Source organism: Mesorhizobium sp. WSM4983 (genome assembly GCF_029625765.1).
Lineage (GTDB): Bacteria > Pseudomonadota > Alphaproteobacteria > Rhizobiales > Rhizobiaceae > Mesorhizobium.
Genome location: NZ_JARTVM010000007.1, coordinates 236,773 through 252,293 on the forward strand (window position 1 = coordinate 236,773; position 15,521 = coordinate 252,293).

General features: G+C 64.2%; 15 protein-coding genes, 1 tRNA gene and 1 pseudogene. 10 read left to right on the forward strand and 7 right to left on the reverse strand.

What is annotated here, in order from left to right; translation table 11 throughout:
• Positions 1-28: 28 nt before the first annotated feature.
• A complete protein-coding gene (locus P9254_RS20295) occupies positions 29-1,018 on the forward strand; it encodes a LysR family transcriptional regulator (protein WP_067322751.1) in 990 nt (329 codons plus the stop codon).
• A gap of 122 nt (positions 1,019-1,140) precedes the next feature.
• On the opposite strand, the gene P9254_RS20300 is transcribed toward P9254_RS20295, so the two are convergent.
• Positions 1,141-1,596 carry a hypothetical protein gene (locus P9254_RS20300; RefSeq protein WP_278055642.1) on the reverse strand — a complete coding sequence of 152 codons (456 nt, stop codon included), beginning with the start codon at positions 1,594-1,596 and terminating at the stop codon, positions 1,141-1,143.
• Between the two features lie 233 nt (positions 1,597-1,829).
• On the opposite strand from P9254_RS20300, the gene P9254_RS20305 reads away from it, so the two are divergent.
• Positions 1,830-2,303, forward strand: a complete 474-nt coding sequence (locus P9254_RS20305; protein WP_095799372.1) for a hypothetical protein — start codon at positions 1,830-1,832, stop codon at positions 2,301-2,303.
• A gap of 88 nt (positions 2,304-2,391) precedes the next feature.
• On the opposite strand, the gene P9254_RS20310 is transcribed toward P9254_RS20305, so the two are convergent.
• Positions 2,392-2,465, reverse strand: a tRNA-Gly gene (locus P9254_RS20310).
• Positions 2,466-2,599: 134 nt separating this feature from the next.
• On the opposite strand from P9254_RS20310, the gene P9254_RS20315 reads away from it, so the two are divergent.
• The 3 genes from P9254_RS20315 (at position 2,600) to P9254_RS20325 (ending at position 4,739) form a co-directional block, all read left to right on the forward strand.
• Positions 2,600-3,592 (forward strand): LpxL/LpxP family acyltransferase, encoded by a 993-nt coding sequence (locus tag P9254_RS20315; protein ID WP_278055640.1) that lies wholly within the window; start codon positions 2,600-2,602, stop codon positions 3,590-3,592.
• Positions 3,571-4,326, forward strand: a complete 756-nt coding sequence (locus P9254_RS20320; RefSeq protein ID WP_127214398.1) for a glycosyltransferase family 32 protein — start codon at positions 3,571-3,573, stop codon at positions 4,324-4,326. Before P9254_RS20315 ends, P9254_RS20320 begins: the two co-directional genes overlap by 22 nt.
• Before the next feature lie 149 nt (positions 4,327-4,475).
• Positions 4,476-4,739, forward strand: a complete 264-nt coding sequence (locus P9254_RS20325; RefSeq protein WP_066996803.1) for a DUF6460 domain-containing protein — start codon at positions 4,476-4,478, stop codon at positions 4,737-4,739.
• Here the strand turns inward: P9254_RS20325 and P9254_RS20330 are convergent.
• Positions 4,714-5,652: a histone deacetylase family protein gene (locus tag P9254_RS20330; protein WP_278055636.1), complete on the reverse strand. Its 939-nt coding sequence runs from the start codon at positions 5,650-5,652 to the stop codon at positions 4,714-4,716. The two genes, P9254_RS20325 and P9254_RS20330, sit on opposite strands and share 26 nt — an antisense overlap.
• A 123-nt stretch (positions 5,653-5,775) precedes the next feature.
• On the opposite strand from P9254_RS20330, the gene P9254_RS20335 reads away from it, so the two are divergent.
• Positions 5,776-7,116: an MATE family efflux transporter gene (locus P9254_RS20335; protein WP_278055634.1), complete on the forward strand. Its 1,341-nt coding sequence runs from the start codon at positions 5,776-5,778 to the stop codon at positions 7,114-7,116.
• On the opposite strand, the gene P9254_RS20340 is transcribed toward P9254_RS20335, so the two are convergent.
• Positions 7,109-8,188, reverse strand: a complete 1,080-nt coding sequence (locus P9254_RS20340) for a quinone-dependent dihydroorotate dehydrogenase (protein ID WP_127214402.1) — start codon at positions 8,186-8,188, stop codon at positions 7,109-7,111. The two genes, P9254_RS20335 and P9254_RS20340, sit on opposite strands and share 8 nt — an antisense overlap.
• Positions 8,185-8,532, reverse strand: a complete 348-nt coding sequence (locus tag P9254_RS20345) for a DUF952 domain-containing protein (protein ID WP_095799389.1) — start codon at positions 8,530-8,532, stop codon at positions 8,185-8,187. Before P9254_RS20345 ends, P9254_RS20340 begins: the two co-directional genes overlap by 4 nt.
• A gap of 110 nt (positions 8,533-8,642) precedes the next feature.
• Here P9254_RS20345 and P9254_RS20350 point away from each other — a divergent pair, with 110 nt between their 5' ends.
• Both P9254_RS20350 and P9254_RS20355 read left to right on the forward strand, forming a co-directional pair.
• On the forward strand, positions 8,643-9,080 hold the full coding sequence (locus P9254_RS20350; RefSeq protein ID WP_278055630.1) for a hypothetical protein: 438 nt from the start codon (positions 8,643-8,645) through the stop codon (positions 9,078-9,080).
• A 121-nt stretch (positions 9,081-9,201) separates the two neighbouring features.
• A complete protein-coding gene (locus P9254_RS20355) occupies positions 9,202-9,861 on the forward strand; it encodes a response regulator transcription factor (RefSeq protein WP_066996819.1) in 660 nt (219 codons plus the stop codon).
• On the opposite strand, the gene P9254_RS20360 is transcribed toward P9254_RS20355, so the two are convergent.
• The gene (locus P9254_RS20360) at positions 9,862-13,347 is read right to left on the reverse strand and encodes a hybrid sensor histidine kinase/response regulator (protein WP_278055628.1); all 3,486 of its coding nucleotides are present in this window, start codon (positions 13,345-13,347) and stop codon (positions 9,862-9,864) included.
• Between the two features lie 250 nt (positions 13,348-13,597).
• Here P9254_RS20360 and mscL point away from each other — a divergent pair, with 250 nt between their 5' ends.
• Positions 13,598-14,020: a large conductance mechanosensitive channel protein MscL gene (gene mscL, locus P9254_RS20365; RefSeq protein ID WP_278055626.1), complete on the forward strand. Its 423-nt coding sequence runs from the start codon at positions 13,598-13,600 to the stop codon at positions 14,018-14,020.
• 104 nt (positions 14,021-14,124) lie between these two features.
• Entirely contained in the window at positions 14,125-15,291 is a 1,167-nt protein-coding gene (locus tag P9254_RS20370) for a pyridoxal phosphate-dependent aminotransferase (protein ID WP_278055623.1), read from the forward strand.
• 11 nt (positions 15,292-15,302) lie between these two features.
• Here P9254_RS20370 and P9254_RS20375 read toward each other — a convergent pair.
• Positions 15,303-15,521, reverse strand: a pseudogene (locus tag P9254_RS20375) (5-aminolevulinate synthase); the annotation flags it as partial.

The window sequence follows — 15,521 nt, forward strand, 5'->3', positions numbered from 1 at the left end:
AGAGAACTGCCGGAGAGGCTGGGAAATCATGGCGGCGCTGCGCGATCCTGATGCGATTTCAGGGAGTTACGAGAAGCTTCCGGGGGACGGCGAAACGCTCCTGCGCAGCGGCCTGAGCCTGCGCCATATGCGAATGATCGCCGCGCTCGACGATCACGGACGGGTGAGCGCCGCCGCCCAGGTGATGAATATTTCCCAGCCGGCGGCCTCGCGCATGATCGCCGAGATGGAGGCGGTGCTCGACGTGAAATTGTGCGAGCGGCTGCCGCGCGGCGTGACGCTGACCCCTTACGGTCAGGCGCTCGCCAGGCGCGCCCGCTCGATCCTGCTCGAAATGCGCGAAGCCGACCGCGAGATTTCGGAACTCAAGGCAGGCAAGGGCGGCTCGGTGTTTCTCGGCGCCGTGACTGCGCCGGCGATCGAACTGGCGGTGCCGGCGATTCGCGAGATCCGCCGCATCTATCCGCGCATCGAGATCACCATGCAGGTCGAGACCTCGAACGTGCTCGCTCGCGAGCTGATCGCCTCCCGCCACGACTTCATCATCGCCCGCATCCCCGATGACCTCAATCCGCGGCTGTTCGAATCGCGCGTCATCGGCATCGAGAAGGCCTGCCTGATCGTGCGCCGCGGCCATCCGCTTGCCGGCGGCGGGATGGTCGGCCTGGAGGAGACGGCTGCCTATGATTGGGTCTTCCAGTCCGGCGGCTCGCCCCTGCGCCAGGCGATGGAAAGCAATTTCTTGAACCGCAACATCCCGCTTCCCGACCGCATCCTCAACACCTCGTCGCTGCTCTTGACGCTGGTAATGGTGGCGCAATCTGACGCCATCGCCCCCGTTTCGGTGCAGGTGGCCAAGTTCATCCAGAGCGGCGACGGGCTGTCCGGAGCGATCGATGTCGTTCAGACCGAGTTCGACATCGAGGTCCGGCCCTACAGCCTGATCACGGTCAGGAACCGGGCGCTCTCGCCCGCCGCCAAGATGCTGCACGACTTCATCCTGCGCGAAGTGGGGTAATGGAACGAGAATGCTACCTGTGCGTTCAAACAGATCGGCAGTTCGCTGGAGCCCGTTTGGGTGAGGGAACCACCTGCCGATGCTGAACTATCGGGAGGTCTTTGATGGAACGTCGCTTGTTTCTAACTGGAATGCTTGGCGTTGCGGGGGCAGCGGCAATTGCAACCCTGGTTGGCCCCAGCAGGGCGGTTGCCGGAATTCCAAGCGGCAACGGAATTCTCGATGAACTCGATAAGCCCGATACCGCCGTCTTCGAGGATGGAGACGAACGTGCTGAAGTGGAGCAGGTTTACCATCGTCATTGGCATCACGGCCGTCGCCGCCGCAGACGGCGCCGCGTTTGGAGACGTGTTTGCCGCCGCTACTGGCGTCGTGGCCGCTGGCGTCGCCGCTGCTGGCGCGAACGTGTTTGGATTGGCTTTTGGCTTTAGGGGTCCATAGCGGTTCAGCTTTGGATAAGAGCCGCTCACCCGCAGTAAAGAACTGTTTTTACGGAATTCCGGACCGAGACGTGGTCCTGGATTGCTCAACCGGTCCAGAGCCGGCCGCCGCAAGGTGGCTGGCTTCTTTTTCGCCATAGATCGCGCGGCGATCCTCTTCTAGGGCCCAAGCCCCTCGCCTTTCGAGCGGCTCTTTCGTTTGCGCGCTTTCGCCGAACGAGGTGGCTCCCTTCGGAGTGCGGTCAAAAAGCACGTTGCTTTTCCAGTCCCCCTGCTGTTGAGAGGATGCGGGCAGTTGGGCGATCTGGATGTTCGATGTTTTCAAAGCTGCCTGTTGTTAACCATCGCAATGTTAGCCTTGGTCTCGCCGGATGAGCGAGGTCACCAATATGCACGCCGATCTGCCGCGCGCGCGGGTTAAGCGGAGGCTGATAGCCAAGGCGCTAGCGTTCCTCGCCGCCGCCCTGACAACGCTGCCCGCAGATGCCGAAACGGTGCAGGAAAATCCCGGCGGTCAGATCGTGATCTTCGCTTTGCACGTCGCCGAGCTGCGCGCCGCGAACGAGCCTGTGGAATTCGACGGTGCCTGCGACAGCGCCTGCACGCTCTATCTGTCTTTGCCCGCCGAGCAGCTTTGCATCACGCCGCGTGCATCCTTCGGCTTCCATCTGCCTTACGGCGTCGGCGCCCATGAGAACGCAATCGCCGCCGGGTACCTGATCTCGCAATATCCCGACTGGGTTCGCCTGTGGATCGAGGAACGCGGCGGCCTGTCGCGCACCATCGTGCGGATGGAAGCCGCCGAGGCCGCAAAGCATCTTCCCCTCTGCGGCGTGCTGGCCTGACCGGCAAGCGGCAACGATCGCATTCGCCATCGGCCGCCTGAGGACGCTCTGCCAGATCGCTGCGACCGCGCGGCACTGTAGCGAGGGATGGAGCGGGTAGCGGGAATCGAACCCGCGCGTTCAGCTTGGGAAGCTGACAGGCTACCATTACATCATACCCGCGCAACAGCCTCGTTACCATGATGGCCCCGCATCTAGCAATCGGCGATACATTGAAAGCCGAGAGCCATCCACCGGCGCTTTGACGCCGCGCCACAACATGGTAATGGCTCAGGGGTTAAGGGTGGGGACCCAGCTTGGAAATCAATGTTCGGAAGAGGAAGCGAGCCTCTCGCTCCGGAAAAGCCTTTGCTGTGGAAGATCTCGGATTCCTGCTGAGGCTTCCTGTTTTTGTATTCGTCTCTCTTTTCGTGCCTGAGAAGAGATGGCGCAGTGTCTGCCTTTGGCTGGAGCGGCTGAAACGGGCGCCTGAGTCTCGGCGCGACGTTGGTGACCAACCGGATCTTGCCGCCTTTGGCATAGCCGGCCGCGAGGACCGGCTCCGGGTCGACGCGATGCGCAGCGAACACAACATCCAGATCATCCGCGAGTGGCTCGTCGGCTGGCGACCCGAGATCGAACTCCTCGGCGCCGAGCATCTCGATGCGGCGCGCGAACAGGGCCGTGGCGCCGTCCTGTGGATTGCGCATTTCGCCTTCAATGCGCTTGCGGCGAAGATGGTTTTCGCCAAAGCCGGCTTCGATGTCTTCCATGTCAGCAGGCCCGAGCACGGTTTCTCGAAATCGCGCTTCGGCATCCGGTTCCTCAACCCGATCAGAACCGGCGTCGAGCTCAGACATGCCGCGGGCCGTATCGTGATCGACCGCGCCAATCCCGCCGCCAGCATGAACGAGGCGAGGCGGTTGCTTCGCCAGGGCAAGTTTGCGTCCATCACCGCTGGCGCCTGGGAGGGTGAGTTGCTCGTGCGTGCGCGAATCGGCCAGTCGGCCATTGAATTTGCGGGCGGCGCGCCCCGGTTGGCCAGGATCGCCGGCGCTCCCCTGCTGCCGGTCTTCGTCGTTCGTGACGACAGCACAGGCAAGATACGGGTGACTGTGGAAAATCCGATCGATCTTGATCGCAGCCAGGACAAGGCCGAACTGATCCAGAGCGCCGCGCAAGACTTCGCCGATCGGCACCTGGCCTATCTGAAGGCCAGTCCCCACCAGTGGCGCGACTGGGGCAAGTTGAAGGCTCACCAAGGCACCTTGATCGAGACGGAAGCCGGATGCCTCTCTTCAGCATTCTGATCACCGACGACGGCAGCGAGCACGTTTCCGGGCTCGTTGCCGAAAACATCCACTCGCTCACGGCTGCTCATCCGGGCGAAGAGCACCGCCTGTTCCGGGAAGCGGCGTTGGCGGAGTTCATTTCGACGCATTTCGGAGCAGAGGTGCTTTCGGCTTTCAGGACGCTGCGACCTTATTCCTACAAGGCGGACCTCGCCAAATATTGCCTGCTCCATGAGCAAGGCGGCCTTTATGCCGATCTCTCCTATTTCTTCCTGCGCGGAGTGCCGCGCGCCGATGGAAAATTGTCGATCTTTCGCGATTTCCTTAGCTCGACCCCTTGGGACACCAGCATCGGCGTTGTTGCCGCGCCGCCTCGCCACAAGGCGCTCGCCAAGGCGATCGAGCTTGTCTGCGCCAATGTGAAACGGGAATATTACGGGCCGACTGCGCTCTGCCCCACAGGCCCGACCTTGTTCGGCAAGGCCGTCGCGCTGACCTGCGAACCGGAAGACCTTATCGTCGGCGAAGCCCTCAGGTCGGTGCCGTCTGCCGCGCCTCTTCAGCCGTCCGCGGATTTCGGCCATTGCCTCAGCCATGATGGCGAGCCGGTCGCGATCAAGCGTAAGCGGGGCGGCAAGCCGATATCGCACCTCGGTATCGGCGGCGGCAACCGCTACAACAGGCTGTGGCGCTCCAGGGAAGTCTACCGCGACCGGCCGCTTTGGGCCCGCATCTTCCGGTGGAGAATCTGACCGAGCGAGCCACGTGTGCCGGCCGGATCGGGCTATCACGGCCGCCGGCACAATAGCTTCGCGCGCGGCCTTCGGCTTGATGCCGGGTATCCGAGTGCGTATTTCTGAGGTCGCGCCCCGAATCGGGCAGCTCGAACCGGAGAACGGCCTTGTCCGCACTGACACGCTTTCTCGGCGATACGCCACTCAGGGTGCTTGTGAAGCTGCTGGTGGTTTCCTTCCTCGTCGGCCTCGTCATGCACGCTTTCGGCTGGTCGCCGATGGACGTGCTCTACGGCATCCGCCAGTTCTTCATCGACCTGTGGAATCTCGGCTTCCATACTCTCGACCGCTTCCTGGGCTATATCCTGCTCGGCGCCGCGATCGTCGTGCCCGCCTTTATCCTGCTCAGGATTGCGAGCTACAGGAAGTAGCCTGGCGAGCGTCAGCATACGCGGCCGCGACCTCGAACAGAATGGCGTGGCGCGCGGCAAGCGCCGGCACGTCGCTCGAATAGCCGCCGCCGATGACGCCGCATAGCGGGATGCCGGCCTTGCGGAAATAGCTGATGACCAGCTCCTCGCGGCTGCGCAGGCCGTTGTGGGTCAATGTCAGCCGGCCAAGCCGGTCCTCGGCATGGACATCCACGCCGGCATTGTAGAACACGATGTCCCAGCGCCGCCTTGCGCAAAGCTCTGGAAGAATGGCGCCGAGCCGGTCGAGATAGGCAGCGTCGCCGGTGCCGTCCGGCAGCGCGATATCGACATCGGAGGCGATCTTGCGCGCCGGATAATTGCGTTCGCCATGCATGGAAAAGGTGAAGGCGCGCGGCTCATCCTTCAAAATGTCCGCCGTGCCGTCGCCCTGATGCACGTCGAGATCGACGACCAGGATGTTTTCGACGGCGCCCTCCGCAAGCAGGACCAGGGAAGCCACGGCCACGTCGTTGAAGGTGCAGAAGCCCGCGCCTTGGGCACGCCTGGCATGGTGGCTACCGCCGGCGGCGTTGCAGGCTATGCCGTGTTTCAGCGCCAGCCGCGCCGCCAGCACCGTGCCTGCCGTTGCTAGCTGCGCTCTCAATGACACGCGCTGGCTGACCGGGAAGCCGATCTCGCGCTCGATCTTTTCAGGCACCTCGCAAGTGAGCACCTGGTCGACATAGCCGGCCTCGTGCGCGAGCTTGAGCCACGCCGCCGGCGCCCGTTCCGGCATCGAAAGCGCTCCCGCTGCTGCCAGCCCGCGGCTGTGCAAAGCCTCCATCAGCAACGGATATTTGCTCATCGGAAAGCGGTGATTGACGGCAAAGCCGGCGTCGTAGTCGGGATGGTGGACGATCTGCAAAGGCATGATGGGGCGGCCTGCGCCAGAGCTGGAATTCGGTTGGCCGTCACCCGATGGCGATTGCGCGGCAGCGGCAAACTGGGGCACATCGGCCGTTCTAGCAAGCCGCAATGAGCAAGGCAGCAATCCTTGGACAAGGGTGCGACCCACATCAACGCCGGGACCTTCATCGTCACCAACCGGTCGGTGCTGGCGATCGCGGTGCCGATGACGCTTGCCTATCTGACGACGCCGCTGCTCGGCATCGTCGACACCGCGGTGATCGGGCAGTTCGGCGATGCGGCTCTTCTCGGCGGACTGGCGGCAGGCGCGCTGGTCTTCGACGTCGTCTTCACCACCTTCAACTTCCTGCGCTCCGGCACCACCGGCCTCGTCGCTCAGGCTTTCGGACGCGGCGATCCGCTGGAGGAGCAGGCGGTGCTCTGGCGGGCCGTGCTGATCGCGGTCGTCGCCGGCGTGGTGCTTGCAGCACTTGCGCCGCTGTTTGCGGTAGGCGGCCAGTGGTTCATGGGCGCCGAGCCGCGTGTCAGCGCGGCGATGTCGGTCTATATCCGCATCAGGCTCATTGCCGCGCCCTTCTCGCTCATCAACTATGCCATCTTGGGCTACGTGCTGGGGCGTGGCGAGGGTGGGATAGGGCTGATGCTGCAGGCCGTGCTCAACGGCATCAACATCCTGCTCTGCTTCCTGCTCGGCCTCGAGCTCGGCTGGGGCGTGGCGGGCGTTGCCTGGGCGACCGTCACCGGCGAGTTCCTGGCCATGCTGCTCGGCCTTGCCATCGTGCTGAGGCGATTCCGCAAGCTGGAGCGGCCGTCGCGCCGGCGCATCCTCGACCTGCCGGCTTATCGGCGCATGCTGTCGCTCAACCGCGATATCATGATCCGTTCCTTCTCGCTGCTTGCCGCCTTCGCGCTGTTCACCAGGCAGGGCGCGCAGTTTGGCACGGTGACGCTCGCCGCCAATGCCGTGCTGATGAACTTCTTCCTCGTCGCCGGCTATTTCCTGGACGGCTTTGCCACCGCAGCCGAGCAATTGGCAGGCCGCGCCATCGGCGCGCATGCGGCCGCTCCTTTCCGGCAAGCCGTCCGGCTGACGCTGATCTGGGGCGTTGGCCTGGCGGCGGTCGCCAGTCTTATCCTGCTGACGGCCGGCGCACAGCTGGTGGCGATGGTGACAACCGCTCCGGAGGTCCGCGCGGTCGCCGACACTTATCTGCCCTGGGCGGCCTTCACCACGCTGAGCGGCGTGCTCGCCTTTCAGATGGACGGCGTCTTCATCGGCGCCACCTGGTCGCGCGACATGCGCAACATGATGCTCCTGTCTTTCCTGGCCTTCGCCGCGGCACTGATCACGCTGGCACCCGCCTTCGGCAACAACGGCCTATGGGCCGCGCTGCACGTCTTTTTGCTGGTGCGGGGTTTCAGCCTGCTTGCGGTGCTGAGGCTCAGGATGCGCACGGCATTCAGCTGATCGGCTTTGAAGCCCAGCGCTCGCAAGCCGAGTCGCGCAAATCCTGGATCGAGCCAAGCCGCTCGCGCTCCACAAACCGCGCCATGCCGGCAACGATGCGGCCGGGCAGCGCCGGGCCGGCATAGATCATGCCGGTATAGAGCTGGACGAGATCGGCGCCGGCGCGGATCTTCTCCAGCGCGGTTTCCGCCGAGTCGACGCCGCCGACCCCGACGATCGTCACTTGTGGGCCGAGCAGCTTGCGCATCCGGGCGAGTACCGCCGTCGAGCGCTCGAAAAGCGGCTTGCCTGACAGCCCGCCGACTTCGCCGGCCAGACTTGCGCTGCGCAACCCGACCCGGGCAAGCGTCGTGTTGGAGACGACAACCCCGTCGATCTTTTTCTCGATGACTTCGGCGGCGATGTCTTCCAGTTCCGCTTCAACGAGGTCCGGCGCGATCTTGAGGAAGATGGGCGGCTGAACCGACGCAGCCGCGCGCGCCGCCACCACGCGCGACAGGAGTTCGCCCAGTTGCTCGCGCGCCTGCATGTTGCGCAGGCCCGGCGTGTTGGGCGAGGAGATGTTGACCGTCAGATAACTGGCATGGGCCGCGAAGCGGGCGACGCCGCGCTCATAGTCGGCAATGCGGTCGGCGCTGTCCTTGTTGGCGCCGATGTTGACGCCGACAATACCCGGCCGCCCTTTGCGCGCGGCAAGCCGTCTTTCGGCGGCCGCATGCCCTTCATTGTTGAAGCCGAGCCGATTGATCACCGCTTCGTCGGCGGTCAGCCGGAAGATGCGCGGCCTCGGATTGCCGGGTTGCGGCAGCGGCGTGATGGTGCCGACCTCGGCGAAGCCGAAGCCGAGTTTGAGCAGCGCGTCCGGCACTTCGGCGTTCTTGTCATAGCCGGCCGCCATGCCGAGCGGGTTCGGAAAATCGAGCCCGCAGACGCTGACCTCGAGCCGCGCGTCGCGCGGGGGAGGCGAGGCGGCCGGCAGGCCGCAGCGCAAAGCCGCGATCGACAGGCCATGCGCCGTTTCCGGGTCGAACGAGAAAAGCAGCTTTTGGCCGATCCGGTCGAGCACGCTCATTCGTCCTCCAGCGGCGGGAATTCGTGGCCGTCGGCGCCGAGCGGCAACGGCTTCACCCAGAGCACGGCGTCGAGGGCGAGCGCGGCGTAGAGATGCGGGAACAGGGCGCCGCCGCGCGACACCTCGTATTTCAGCGCGTCGCCCAGCTTTGCCGCGTCGACAGCGATGAGAAGCAGGTCCGCCTGGCCGGCGAAATGCTTGGCCGCCGTCTCGCGCACTTGAGTTGCGGTGGAAAAGTGGATGAAGCCGTCGGCGATGTCGATCGGCGCTCCGGTGAAGCGGCCGTTCCGTTCCGCTTCGCGCCACATGGCTTCAGGCGCGATCTTGTAGATAAACTGAGACATTGGCGCGCTATATTCCGAACGATCCATGGGGGAAAGGGTGCTTGCGAACTCTTCCCCATTTCAGGCGCAAACCTGTGATATTGTTCGCACAACGGCTCATGGAGGATAACATGCGTCTGCAGCACATTCTAATCCCGGCGGCGCTTTGCTCGCTGGTCGCCGCATCGGCCTATTCCGAGGAGACGAACCGCTATCGGCTCGAAAAGTCCGCCAACGGCTATGTCCGCATGGACACCCAGACCGGCGCCATGTCGATCTGCGAGGAGCGCTCCGGCCAGCTCGTCTGCAAGTTGGCCGCCGACGAGCGCTCCGCCTTCCAGGACGAGATCGACCGGCTGCAGAGCACGGTGAAGGCACTCGACGAGCGCGTCGCGAAGCTCGAGAACTCGCTCTCGGCCCGGCTGGAGTCCCAACTGCCGAGCGAGGAGGATTTCAACAAGACGATGAGCTACATGGAGCGCTTCTTCCGCAGCTTCATGGATATCGTCAAGGACATCGACAGGCAGGAAGGCGACGGTGCCACGAAGCCCAGCCCGCAAAAGACCTGAGCTCCCGGGAAAAAGCCTGCGCGCGCGGCCTTTGCCGCTTGAAAACGCGCCGCGCCGCCGCATAATCGTTCCGATCCCGTAAGAAAGCACACAATCGGCGATGGAATCCGGGGAGGAATATTTGCCGTCGGGCCACACTTTCGTCATTGCCGACGACCATCCGCTGTTTCGCGGCGCGCTAAAGGAAGCGCTGGCCGGCATAGGCGACGTTGCCGCCATCCATGAGGCCGGCGATTTCGAAAGCGCCAAGGCGCTGGTCGTCGCCAATGAAGACATCGACATGGTGCTGCTCGACCTGTCGATGCCGGGCGCCAGCGGCCTGTCCGGACTGATCTCGCTGCGCGGCATCCATGCCTCGGTGCCGCTGGTGGTGGTGTCGGCTCATGACGATCCAGCCACCATCCGCCGCGCGCTCGATCTCGGCGCGTCCGGCTTCATCTCCAAATCGGCAAGCATGGAGGAGATACGCAGCGCCGTCCTGACTGTGCTTGCCGGCGATATCGCAGCACCCGCCGGCATCGAGCTCGGCGTCGAGCGCGACCCGGAGATTTCCGATCTGATCAAGCGCCTGCAGGCGCTGACGCCGCAGCAGACGAGGGTGCTCGGCATGTTGGCCGAAGGCCTGCTCAACAAGCAGATCGCCTATGAGCTCGGCGTCTCCGAAGCCACCATCAAGGCGCATGTTTCGGCTATATTGCAGAAGCTCGGCGTCGACAGCCGCACCCAGGCGGTCATCCAGCTTTCCAAGATCGGCGGCGACCCGCTGCAGCCGGTGAGCTGATCATTCCGCCGCGGGCGCCAGTGCCCTGACCCTTGCCATCATCGAGCGCAGCACGGCAGGCTTCAGCGGCTTGTTGATCACCGGCACATCAAGCAGACCAGCAGCAGTGCGCACCTCGCTGGAGCGGTCTGCGGTGACCAGCACGCAGGGCAGATCCTTGCCGTAGGTGGCGCGCAGCCTGGCGATGGCGTCGAGCCCGGTACCGCCGTCGAGATGATAGTCGGCGAGCACCACATCCGGCCTTGCCGCACCCGGGCGCATCAGGTCCTGCGATCCCGAAGCGGTCTCGACGCTGCAGCCCCAGCCTTCGAGCAGCAGTCGCATGCCGTCGAGGATTCGCGCGTCATTGTCGATGCACAGCACATTGAGTCCGGCAAGTGAGGATGGCGCGCGCGCGGGCGCCTTTCCCGTCTCGCGCGGCGGCGCCGCGATCTCGGCGACCGGCAGGATGACGGAAAAACGCGTGCCCTTGCCGGGGTTGGAGAAGATGCGGATTTCGAGCCTCAGAACCCTGGCGATGCGGTCGACGATGGAAAGGCCAAGGCCAAGGCCCTCGGCCTCGCGCGCGCCCTCGTCCAACCGGGTGAATTCGTGGAAGACGGTGTTCAGCTTGTCGGCGGCAATGCCGATGCCGGTGTCGATCACCTGGATCTCGGCCAGCTCGCCGCGCCTTCTCACGCCGACCAATATGCGGCCTTCGCGCGTGTATTTGATCGCATTGGAAACGAGGTTCTGGATCAGCCGGCGAAGCAAATTTCGGTCGGTCATCACGCCGAGCGACGACGGCATGATTTTCAGGCCGAGCTTCTTTTCGGCGGCGAGCGGGCGAAAATCGTTGCCGATCTGGCCAAGCAGCCCGCCGAGGCTGAAGGCGGTGTCCTCGGGCTTCAACGCGCCGGCGTCGAGCCGCGATATGTCGAGCACCGCGCCGAGGATGGTCTCGACCGATTCCAGTGAGGATTCAATGTTGGTCGCGGCCCTGCCGGCGGGCCCCTTGCCGGCCTTTTCGATCAGCGAGGAGCAATAGAGCCTGGCGGCGTTGAGCGGCTGCAGGATGTCGTGGCCCGCGGAGGCGAGGAAGCGCGTCTTGCTGAGATTGGCCTCCTCGGCAAGCATCTGCGCCTGCGCCAGCTCCTCGTTGACGCGGGTGAGCTCGGCGGTGCGGCTCCTGACCCGCTGCTCCAGCGATTCATTGGCCCGCTTCAGCGCCAGGTCCTGCTCGACGCGGCCGGAAATGTCGGCATAGGTGGCGACGATGCCGCCGTCGGGCATCGGGTTGGAACGCAGCTCCAGGATGCGGCCGCTGGTCCTCAGCTCCATCTGCCAAGGACCGACGAAGCTGGTCAGCCGGTTGAGCATCGTCACCCGCTGGTCGGCGGCGATATCGCCGCGCTCGGCCAGATGCCGCAGGATCTGGTCGAGCGACACGCCCACTTGGCCCATCTCGTCAGGCAGATCGAACAGCGCCCGGTATTGCCGGTTCCAGCAGATCAGCCGCAAATCCCGGTCGAAGACGGTGATGCCCTGCTCCATCTGATCGAGCGCGATCTGCAGCAGGTCGCGGTTGTGCTGCAGCGCCTCGGTGGCGTCGTCGAGCAGCCGGAAGGCATCTTTGGAGTCGCGGTCGTTGCGGCGGAACAGCAGCGACAGGATCAGCCGCGCCGACGACGAGCCGACGGCGCTCGCCAGCAACTGCTCCGAGAAACGGATGACGTCCATGCTGGCCTGTTCCTTGCCGTGCAGGGAGACGTTCGCGTTCTTCTCGAAGGACTGGAAGGAGCGCTCGGTGCGCTCGACGCCGAGATAGCGGGATATCGTATCCTTAAGGTCATTGACCGTGACCGCGGTGCGGAAGCGGCGCAGGCTTGGCATCGGCCCCGCCTCGCGCGGCACGAAGATCGCCGCCTGGATGCGCTCCAGCGGCACCGATGCGCGGGACAGCGAACCCATCACGAAGAACAGCGTGTTGACTGACAGGCTCCACAGCACGCCATGGTTCAGCGGCTCGCCGACGGTGCCGAACAGCGCCTGGGGTCTCAGCGCCTCGAAGCCGAACAGTCCATGGACGACAAAGTCGGAGCCGGGACCGACAAGCGAAGGGAGCAGCAGCGTGTAACCCCAGACCGCGATGCCGGCGACCATGCCGAGCGCGGCGCCCCGGCCATTGGCGCGGCGCCAGATCAGCCCGCCGATCAGGGCGGGCGCGAATTGCGCGATCGCTGCGAAGGACATCAGCCCGATCGAGGACAGCCGCGCGCTGTTGGTGCTCTCGCGGTAATAGAGGAAGGCGATGAACAGCATGATGAAAATCGACGCTCGCCGAACGTTCAGGATCAGCGTCGACCAGTCTTCGTTCTCCGAAGAAGTGGTCTTGAGCAATCGACGCACGAACAGCGGGATGACGAGATCGTTGGAAATCATGATCGACAGCGCCACGCTCTCGACGATGACCATGGCGGTGGCTGCCGACAGGCCGCCGATGAAGGCGATCATCGCCAGCACGTCGTGGCCGCTGAAAAGCGGCAGCGACAGGACGTAGAGGTCGCTGCTGGTCCTTGCGCCGACCAGCGACAGCCCGGCAAAGGCGATCGGCAGGACGAAGAGGTTGATCGCCACGAGATAGAGCGGAAACACCCAGGTCGCGGTGCGCAGCTCGGCCTCGCTGCGATTCTCGACGACGGTGACGTAGAATTGGCGCGGCAGCATCAGGATGGCGAAGCCGCTCAAGGTCGTCAGCACAAGCCAGGTGACCAAGGACGTGTTGTAGCCCATCGCCTGGCGCACCTCGGCATTCGCCCCGAGCGTCGCCAGCATGTCGCCGGGGCCGCCGAAGATGAGAAACGTGACCATAAGGCCTATGGCGAGGAAGGCGGCGAGCTTGACCACCGTCTCGACCGCGACCGCCAGCACCAGCCCGTCCTGGTGCTCGGTGGCGTCGGCGTGGCGGGTGCCGAACAGGACCGCAAACAGCGCCAGCAGCATCGCCACCACCAGCGAGATGTCGCTTACAAAAGGATCAAAGGAAGGCGGCGATCCCGTATAGTGCTCGATCATCAGGCTGACCGAGCCGGAGATCGCCTTGAGCTGCAGCGCGATATAGGGCACGGCGCCGACCGTGGCGATCAGGGTCGCGATCGCCGCGACGGCAAAACTCTTGCCGTAGCGGGCGCCGAGAAAGTCCGCAATCGAGGTGATCTTTTCGCTCTTTGCCAGCCGGACGATGCGGTTGAGCAGCGGGAAGCCGAACACGAAGACCAGCACCGGGCCGGTGTAGATGCCGAGGAATTCGAGACCCCGCTCGGAGGAGAGCCCGACCGAGCCGAAGAAGGTCCAGGAGGTGCAGTAGATGGCGAGGCTGAGCGCATAGATGGAGGGCCGTGCGCGGCCGAGCCCGGCTGCCACGGAGCGCCGGTCGCCGACGCTGGCGATCGCAAAAAGCAGCGTCACATAGGCGATCGCGATGATGACGACGAACCAGCCTTGCACGGTTCGAACTTCCTTCCTGACCGGCTGCTCGTCCGGTTATCAAACGCAACCACAGCTTTGACGCCAAGTCCACCCGCGGCTTTCGGCGCATAGGTGCGCGGTGACCTCGGAAGCGCGAACCGGTTAGGCACAAACCGACGGTTCCGCCCTTTTTCCGGTTTTGCAACTGGGGGTTTTTGTTATTGTGGCTTCGGGGTCGGCGCCGGAGAGCCGGGGCGGCAGCGCGGCCCGTAATGACAAGGAGGGTCGGATGCTGAAAGAATTCCAGGAATTCATCTCCAAGGGCAATGTGATGGATTTGGCCGTCGCCGTCATCATCGGCGCCGCCTTCTCCAAAATCGTCGATTCGCTGGTCAATGACATCATCATGCCGATCGTCGGCGCGATTTTCGGCGGGCTTGACTTCAACAATTACTTCTTTGGGCTGTCCTCCAATGTCCACTCGGCCACGCTGGCCGAGGCCAAGAAAGAGGGCGCCGTTTTCGCCTATGGCAGCTTCATCACCGTCGTGCTGAATTTTCTGATCCTCGCCTTCATCATCTTCCTGATGGTCAAGGCGGTGAACAATCTGCGCAGGCGGCTGGAGCGAGAGAAGCCCGCGCCTGCCGCGGCGCCGCCGCCGGCGGATGTCCAGCTTCTGACCGAAATCCGCGACCTGCTCGCCAGGAAATAACGCATCCAACGTTCTTTGCTGGACCAAAACCCCGGCCGCTTGCGGCTGGGGTTTTCTGTTCAGTGATCTGGTAAGAGCGCAGCAAAACGAGCACGGATTTGTCCATGACCCTGATTGAGACCTTGCGCGCCGAAGCCCGTGCTGCCCCCGAAAGCGGCATTGTCGCCGTCGTCAATCACGGCCGCTTGCGCGAAGGCCTGATTCCGCTCTGGGCCGGAGAGGGCGACCTGCCGACGCCTTCCTTCATCAGCGATGCCGCCGCAGGCGGCCTCGCCAATGGCGAGACCTTCTACACCTGGCAGAAGGGCATTCCCGAGCTTAGGCAGGCGCTCGCCCGCTACTATGCCAGGCATTTCGGCCAGCGCTTCGCGGAGGAAGAATTCATCGTCACCGGCTCGGGCATGCATGCCATTCAGCTGGCCATTGACGCGATCGCCGGCAGCGGCGACGAGGTCGTCTATCTCTCGCCGGCGTGGCCGAATTTCGCTGCCGCCGCCGGTGTTGCCGGCGCTGTTCCCGTGCCGGTCACGCTCGACCAGTCCGGGAATGGCTGGTCCTGCGATGTCGACAAGATCGCAGCCGCCATCACGCCGCGTACCAAGGCGCTGTTCATCAATACCCCCTCGAACCCGACCGGCTGGACAGCCGACAAGGAAACGCTTCAAGCGATCCTCGATCTGGCCCGCACGAAGAAGCTTTGGATCATCGCCGACGAGATCTATGCGCTGTTCCACTATGGCCACGGCCGCGCGCCGTCTTTCCTCGATATCGCAACGGCGGAAGACCGCATCCTGTTCGTCAACAGCTTCTCCAAGAACTGGGCGATGACCGGCTGGCGAGTCGGCTGGATCAAGACGCATCCGGCGCTGCAGCAGGTGTTCGAGAACCTGATCCAGTATTCGACCTCGGGCGTCGCCCAGTTCATGCAGCGCGGCGCGGTTGCGGCCCTCGACAAGGGTGACGGCTTTATCGTCGAGCAGGTGGAGCGGGCACGTGCGGCGCGCGATCTGGTCTGCGACATCCTGGGTGCCACCGGCAAGGCGCGCTTCACCGTGCCGCAAGGTGCGTTCTACCTGTTCTTCACTGTCGACGGCATGACCGATTCCCGCGCCGCCGCCTTCGACATCGTCGACAACGCCAATGTCGGCCTGGCGCCCGGCACGGCCTTCGGCCCCGGCGGAGAGGCTTTCCTCAGACTATGCTTCCACCGCCGCCTCGATCAGCTCGAGGAAGCGGCAAATCGCCTGGCGAAATGGATGAAGACGGTCTGAGACGGGTGGCTTCAGCCGCCTGATTTCGGCACCAGGAGTGGAATAATCCGGTCGCTCTTGGCGACGGCCGGGCGGCCGGAGGCGGCATAGGGGATGCCGAGCGCGTCCCAGGTCTCGACCAGCGCGTCCTGCAGTTCGGCGATCAGCGCGTCGGAATGGAAGGGTGTCGGCGTGATGCGCAGCCGTTCGGTGCCGCGCGGCACCGTCGGATAGTTGATCGGCTGGATGTA